Genomic DNA, 6,670 nt, shown 5'->3' with positions numbered 1-6,670 from the left:
TGCGGTCGTCGCCCTCGACCTCGTCATCGGAGGCACCTCGGCCCGCGGAGCGGAAGCCTCGTCCCTCGCCGCCATGGGACTGGCCGAGGTGACGCTGAAGGTCGGGATCTCGGCCATGTGCCATCTCGAGATGGCTCTGTGGATCTGGTCTGTGATGTGGGTGGGCACATTGCCGGCGCTGCACATGGGTCCGGGTGATGCCCTGGCCGCGGACTCGGCGCTTCGCCACAAGTCCTGGACGTTCTGGCTGGCGATGATGGTGATCCAGTTCGTGGTCCGGGGCTTCGTGATGACCCTGCCGACCCTCCTCGGCATGGGGCTGCTCTTCTTCAACTTCGTCTGGATCTACGTCGCGGCGCGCGAAGTGATCGGCGGTATCGACGACAACGGCATCGAAGAGACCGCGGCCGTGCCGCAGGCCTCCTGAGGAGACGCAGATGGAACACAGACAGAAGACGGCATCACTGCCCGCAGCCCATGAGGAAACCGATGCCTCCGCCATCCGCCGGCCGATCAGGTCGGCTTGGCAGGAAGCCCGCGACGTCCTGCTGTCTTCGGAGACGGTGTCGCTGGTCACGGGCATGTCGGCCGCGATGCTCGCGGTCTTCCCGAACTTCTACACCGGCATCATCCCCGCGGCGACGCTCTACTATCTCTGGGCCAGCGGCCAGAAGTTCCGGCTCCCATTCAAGGTGCCGCAGATCTACGGGGGCACCGATTACGGCGCGGTATCGCCCGGCGGCGGCGGCTACGGCAAGGCGGGCGGCATTCTCTATCTCGGGCAGGACCAGCGCAGCCAGGAGGAGCTCTGGATCGAGAACGGTGATGCGCGCCGCCACGGCTTTTTCCTCGGCACGACCGGTTCGGGCAAGGCCCTGCCGCTCGACACGCCGGTGCTCACGCCACGCGGCTGGGTGCTGAACGGCGATCTGCGTCCGGGCGACGAGGTGGTGCATCCGCTGGGCGGCGTCAGCAAGGTCCATTCGATCCACCCGCAGGGCGCGATCCCGACCGCACGGCTCTGGTTCTCGGACGGGCGGCATGCGGACTGCTCGCTTGACCATCTGTGGCACGTCACGATTTCGCGCAAGGGCAACAAGGCCCTGCCGACAGGCTTCTCCGAGGAAGGCAAGCTGATGACGGCCGGGGATCTCGGGATCCTGTCGGGCATGTATGGCCCGGACATGCATGTCTCCGTGCCCCTCGCGCGCCCGGCCACGGGACCCGCGATCGAGGGCACCGGCAAGCTGTCGGCCGAGGACGCGGCCATGGCCGCCAGGGAGGGCCTCTGGGCGCTCGACTACATGCCCTCGATCTGGGGCACGCCCGAGGAGCGCCTGGCCTTCTTCAAGGCCTGGGTGCGCACGGCCCAGCCCGCGCTCGAGATTGATGCTCACGGCGCCCTGCTGACCTCGATCGGCGCGGACGATGCGAAGGTGATCAAGCAGATCGTCTGGTCGCTCGGGGGCCTCGCCACCGCCTACAAGCGCAAGAGGGGCGCCCTCGGTCGGGTCGACCTGCGGATCATGTTCGACGGCATCGCCGGCATCTGGCCGCAGGCCGCGCATTGCGTGTTCGCGGGCTCGGGCAAGGGGCTCGACGTGATCGAAGTCGAGCGCCTCGATGGCGACGTCGAGATGTCGTGCATCAAGACCGACCGCGACGACGGGCTCTACGTGATGGAGAACCACGTCGTCACGCATAATACCGAGCTTCTCCTCGGAGTGGTCAGCCAGACCCTGATGTGGTCTTCGGGATTCATGTTCATTGACGGGAAAGGCACGACCGAATTCTATGCCCGATCGTGGACGCTCGCGAAACGATTTGGCCGCGAGGATGATATTCGCGTTTTGAACTTCACCGACCCCGGTGACGATCCCGACGCACCTGCCGGCGGCCCCAATGTTCAATCGAATACCCTCAATCCCTTCGCGAAGGGCGGCGCCGACCAGCTCATGAACCTCATCGTTTCTCTAATGGGCGACGCGGGGCAGGGCAATGACATGTGGAAGAACCGCGCAATGTCGCTCGTGACCGCCGCGATGAAGGCATTGTGTCAGATGCGCGATAGCGGGGATATTCTTCTCGACGTGCAGGCAATTCGTGACTTCCTGCCGCTCGGGACGGGCGTGGCGAAAGAACACATTGGCCGGACCCCCATCAGAAAAGTCGAGGACATTCCCGAAGCGGCAATGGAAGAAATGCGCACGCGCGGGGGTATGATCGAACTCTACATTCGCGCCATGCGGGGCGATTATTCGAACTCCGCGCGCCTCGCATTGAAGGCGTTCTTTGACACGCTGCCCGGCTTCTCCATCGAAAAGGCATTGAAGGGAGATCCGCAAGACGCGAAGGCCTCTGAGCAGTATGGCTTCCTCTCGATGCAGCTGACTAAGCCATTGGGATCGTTGGCAGATGACTATGGCCATATCTTCCGGACCCCTCTTGGTGAAGTGGATATCGACGACGTGGTTCTCAATCGCCGTATTCTGATTGTCCTGCTGCCTGCGCTGCAAAAGGCGCCGGAAGAAATGCAGAACTGCGGAAAGATCGTCGTCAACCTCGTTAAGATTATGATGGGTAATGCTTCTGGCTCGACTCTTCAGGGTAACAGACAGGAAATCGTGGAGGCCAAACAGACCCGCGCGCCGTCCCCGTTTATTGTTGTCCTTGATGAGGCGGGCTATTACATGGTGAAGGGAATCGACGTAATGATGGCGCAAGCCCGAAGCCTCGGCTTTATGGTCATCGTTGCGGGTCAGGACATGGCCGCGATGCAATCCATTAGCCCTCAAATTGCCGAAACCGCCGCAGCCAACGCGTCGATCTTTGCCGCTGGCAAAACCGTTGACGGCGACAAGACCGTGGCCTTCATTCAGAAACTCTTTGGGCAGACGAAAGTTGCCGTCACGAGCGGCTTCTCCAAGGAAAGCGGAACCTTCTCTTCGAAATGGGTCGACAGGATGGACGCCTCGTTCCAGGATGTGGATCGGGTCAAGGCCTCCGAATTGCAGAACATGATGGAAGGGGAGTTCTACTTCCTTTTCAACGGCACGATCGTGCGCTCGAGCACCTTCTATATCGGTGGCGACTTCGCCGAAGAGTTCTCGGTCAACAAATTCATCAAAGTGAGGGGGCCGACCGACCGCGTGCCGGGCCTGAACCAGGATGTCGAGATCGAATACCTGGCGGCCTTCGTCGGCGCCTCCGAAGCCCTTGCAAGGCACGCGGGCGGCAAGGCGAAGGAGCCGAGCGCGCCCGTCGACCGCATCTCCCGGGCAAAGGAGATTGCCGAGCACCTGCTGTGGGTCGAGGACAAGACCGGCCCCAGCCCCGAGCAGATCCTGACCTCGTGGAGCGCCGGGCTGCTCGCCGCGGACTGGGCGGATCGCAGCGAAGGCGGCGCCACCGAAACGCCGCGCGCCGCGCAGGAAGAGGAAGACGAGGAGGACTTCTTCGGCGAGGTCGACGACCTGCGCCGCGGCACGCCCGCCGACCTCGACGGCCTCGATCAGTATCTCAACGAGATCGATGGCGGGGATCAGCCCGCGCGCGAACCCGCGCAGCCCGTCCGAGAGCCCGCGCAGCCGGCGACCACGGAGCGCCGCGGGTTCGGCGTTCTTGCCAGAACGGGTCGCCCCGAAGCCGAGCCGAGCACCGGCGCCCGCGAGGGATTGCCGTCGATCGAGCCCGATGCGCCTGATCGCTCCGTCGGTGAAGCGCTGAAGCAGGTGTTCAGCCCCGAGACGCATACGCGTCACCGCGGTCTGGTGACGACGCTGATGGCGCAACACCAGGCGCGCAAGAAGGTCGCGCAGGACCGCGCCGCGGCAGCGGCAACCGCGCCGAACGCCGAAGACCGCGACGAGGAGGCGGCTGCCGGAAACGCGGCGGTCAGGCTCATGCGCGAGCTCAAGGGCCGTGAAGTGACGTTCGACGCGATCACGCAGGTGACGGACGAGATGCATCTCGACATCGAGGACATGCTGCAGGCCTTCATCGACACCAGCAAACCGCGCCCCGCGCCACTCGACACCGTCGAGGACGGCGCCGAGCTCGTGCGGGAGCTGGGCAACATCGAAGGCGCGATTACCAGCAAATGAAAAGGACACCCCCCATGAAGATCGGCCTCGCCCTCGCTCTTGGTCTCGCAGTCGCCGCCCCGGCGGCCGCGCAGGCCGAAGGCGGCCGCTTTCTCCCGCAGCTGCTTTCGCCCGGCTGGAGCAGCATCGATCCCACCGAGGTGCAGCCCGCCTATGATGGCTGGTCGGACCTGGTCATTCGTGGCGAGGGCATGACCATCGCTGCCAGCGACGCAGAGATGGGCTTCGGCGCCCTCGAGAATGGCGAGACCGGCCTCTACCTGCGAGCGCCCAAGCTCGTCATTCGCGGGGACCTGCCCGGCAGCCCCGTCCTGGGGCTGGAGGGTGTCGACATGATGATCGACCCCCGGCATGTCGGGGGATGCGGCCTGCTCGACGCCGTGCGCGAAGTGCGCGCCAAGCGTGGCGAGATCCGCTTTCCGGAAGGGACGGGATACGCCGCCGACCTCCTGGAGGTGAACACCGTCGCGATCAGAATGGAGCCGGTCGCCGCCTGCACGGCGCAGGTCAGCGCCAGGATCGCGTCGGCCCTGATCGGGCAGGCCGAGGTCGGGTCGATCACCGCCTCCGAAGTCTCCCTCACCGGAAAGCTGCCGATGAGCGTCGACGCGGCCCAGGCGATGGGCTCGACCGCCATGATCGACCTCGACGTCGAGAAGATCTCGAGCTGGCACAGCGATGGAAACCTGGTCCACACCACCTCCGAGCTGTCGGTCTCGATGGAAGCGGACCCCAAATCGGTCGTCCCGCTGTTCCTCGTCCTCGAGCAGCGCGACTTCTTCGCGCCCGGCTGGAACGGCGCGACGGCCTTCATGGACGGGTGGAACATCGCCAACTACCTGCGCGCGGATGTCGAGATCGACACCCTCACCACGCAGCTCATCCCGACCGGGATCGTGCCGCCCTCGATGACGCTGCCCTTCGCCTCGGCGGGCCTGTCGACGACCAGCTCCACCTTCGAAGGCCGTGCGCGCCTGAGGCGCGGCGCATGGGGCCTGTGGATGCAGAGCTACACGGCAGGTCTCGGGGCGTTCCAGGCCGATCTCGGCCTCCTCCCCGCCTTCTATACGCGGGACGCGCTCACCGCGGCCGACCGGGCAGGGCCCGCGGGTCGCGCCACACCGCCCACCGTCAAGCTGGAGAGCTTCGACCTGACCTGGACGGATACCGGGCTGGACGAGGCCGTGGCCACGCTGTTCGGCCTGCCGGCCGCGCTGCTGGTCAGGGAGGCCCTCACGGAGGCCGCGGCCTCGGGCGCCGATCGCACGTCGGCCCTTGCGCGGTTGATCTGGTTCTTCGATAGAGCGGCCAACGGCAAGCCGATGCAGGTCAAACTGGCCGACGAATCGGGCGTCGACCTGCTCAACGTGGTCGAAGTCCTGTCGGCCGACCCTCTCTGGATCGCATCCCGGCTGGGGTTCACCGAGAAACCCCTTCCGGAACGGGGCGCTACCCCCTCCCAGTGACAGATCGGCGACACAGTCTTTTCCTTATGTTGATCTCGGAACTTTTTATCCGAATGAGGTATCGTTCTATCTTGATCGGTAGGCGCGTGTGCCGTATTCGTGATGCACGGTCGATCAGAGCAGACGGCCTGGGGCTGAGCGCGATGTCGCTTCGGCCTGACCCCCCGGCGAACGATGCCGGCAGGGCATTTCAGGCAGGCATCCGAGGGTCGGGCGTCGCGCAGTTCATTCACAAGGCAATGTCTCACCGAGATTGCGACCTGTTTGCAGGCTTCTGCAATGCATGTCGACCGAAGTCTCGCTGGCAGATAACTCGCTGATCAACACGAGAGCGCAAAGGCAAATGAGCACTTCCAAGCACCGTTTCGGGCTGAACGTCACCGGGATGAACGTCCTGGCCGAGAGCGTCGAGCTTTCGGACGGTGTCGCCGCCAACCAGCCGGTGATGCCCACCGCATCCTTCGTGATGCTGTGGCTCGCCAAGGACGAGGCCGGCTACCGCCCGACGGCCCGGATCACCGAAGACATCCTGTGCCGCGAGACCCGTGACTGGTGCCTTGGCGGCGTCTGGGAGGTTCTCCTCCTCGACATGGTCAGCGAGGCCAGGAACTTCAGCAGGGTGCTCGCCAAGATGGCGCCCGGCATCCACCTCGAGGTCGGCTCGACCGCCACCGGCGAGGGCGTGCTGATCACCTGCCGCGACCGCAATGCGCCGCTGTCGATCACGATCAACGACATGCGCCTGAGCGCCGGTCCCATCGATCCGCCGCAGGGGGCATGGGATTTCCCCGCCACCGAGGTCATTCGCGCCTCGACGACCCTCGCCCCGACCTCCGTCGATCGTGCGCGTCGTCTTTCGAAGCGCATGGCCCGGGAAGCGGGGTCCGCTGTGGCCCTGCGCGAAATGCAGAATGTCATGCTGACCGCGGCGCCGCATAGCGTGTGCCTCGGCGTCGTCGGCGCCCATGATGTCGTGGCCGAGGTCGGCGAGATCATGGACGGGCTGAACCGCGAGATCGAGATCGACGAGGCCCGCGTGGCCGCGCTGATCGAGAAGGAGGTGCAGGAGCTCGGGATCGATCTCGAAGGGATCGTCGAGAG

5 protein-coding genes are annotated in these 6,670 nt (G+C 65.1%); 4 read left to right on the top strand and 1 reads right to left on the bottom strand.

All coding sequences use genetic code 11. The features are described from left to right. A partial coding sequence (locus ACFDS3_RS18225) for a hypothetical protein (protein ID WP_375263775.1) occupies window positions 1–427 on the top strand: 427 nt, incomplete at its 5' end. Between the two features lie 34 nt (window positions 428–461). Here ACFDS3_RS18225 and ACFDS3_RS18220 read toward each other — a convergent pair. Continuing rightward, window positions 462–983: a hypothetical protein gene (locus ACFDS3_RS18220; RefSeq protein WP_375263774.1), complete on the bottom strand. Its 522-nt coding sequence runs from the start codon at window positions 981–983 to the stop codon at window positions 462–464. A gap of 285 nt (window positions 984–1,268) precedes the next feature. On the opposite strand from ACFDS3_RS18220, the gene ACFDS3_RS18215 reads away from it, so the two are divergent. The 3 genes from ACFDS3_RS18215 to ACFDS3_RS18205 form a co-directional block, all read left to right on the top strand. Beyond that, the gene (locus tag ACFDS3_RS18215; protein ID WP_375263773.1) at window positions 1,269–4,103 is read left to right on the top strand and encodes a TraM recognition domain-containing protein; all 2,835 of its coding nucleotides are present in this window, start codon (window positions 1,269–1,271) and stop codon (window positions 4,101–4,103) included. A 14-nt stretch (window positions 4,104–4,117) separates the two neighbouring features. Continuing rightward, window positions 4,118–5,569 (top strand): hypothetical protein, encoded by a 1,452-nt coding sequence (locus tag ACFDS3_RS18210; protein ID WP_375263772.1) that lies wholly within the window; start codon window positions 4,118–4,120, stop codon window positions 5,567–5,569. Window positions 5,570–5,912: 343 nt separating this feature from the next. Then, a partial coding sequence (locus tag ACFDS3_RS18205) for a hypothetical protein (RefSeq protein ID WP_375263771.1) occupies window positions 5,913–6,670 on the top strand: 758 nt, incomplete at its 3' end.

This window comes from Palleronia sp. (assembly GCF_042089775.1).
In the GTDB taxonomy this organism is placed as follows: Bacteria; Pseudomonadota; Alphaproteobacteria; order Rhodobacterales; family Rhodobacteraceae; genus Palleronia.
This window is presented reverse-complemented; position numbering and strand designations above follow the sequence as displayed.

What these genes read in the sequence shown, in the direction of transcription:
- ACFDS3_RS18210 (WP_375263772.1), top strand. Translation starts at nt 4,118, where the DNA reads ATGAAGATCGGCCTCGCCCTCGCTCTTGGTCTCGCAGTCGCCGCCCCG.
- ACFDS3_RS18215 (WP_375263773.1), top strand. Translation starts at nt 1,269, where the DNA reads ATGGCCGCCAGGGAGGGCCTCTGGGCGCTCGACTACATGCCCTCGATC.
- ACFDS3_RS18220 (WP_375263774.1), bottom strand. Translation starts at nt 983, where the DNA reads ATGGACCTTGCTGACGCCGCCCAGCGGATGCACCACCTCGTCGCCCGG.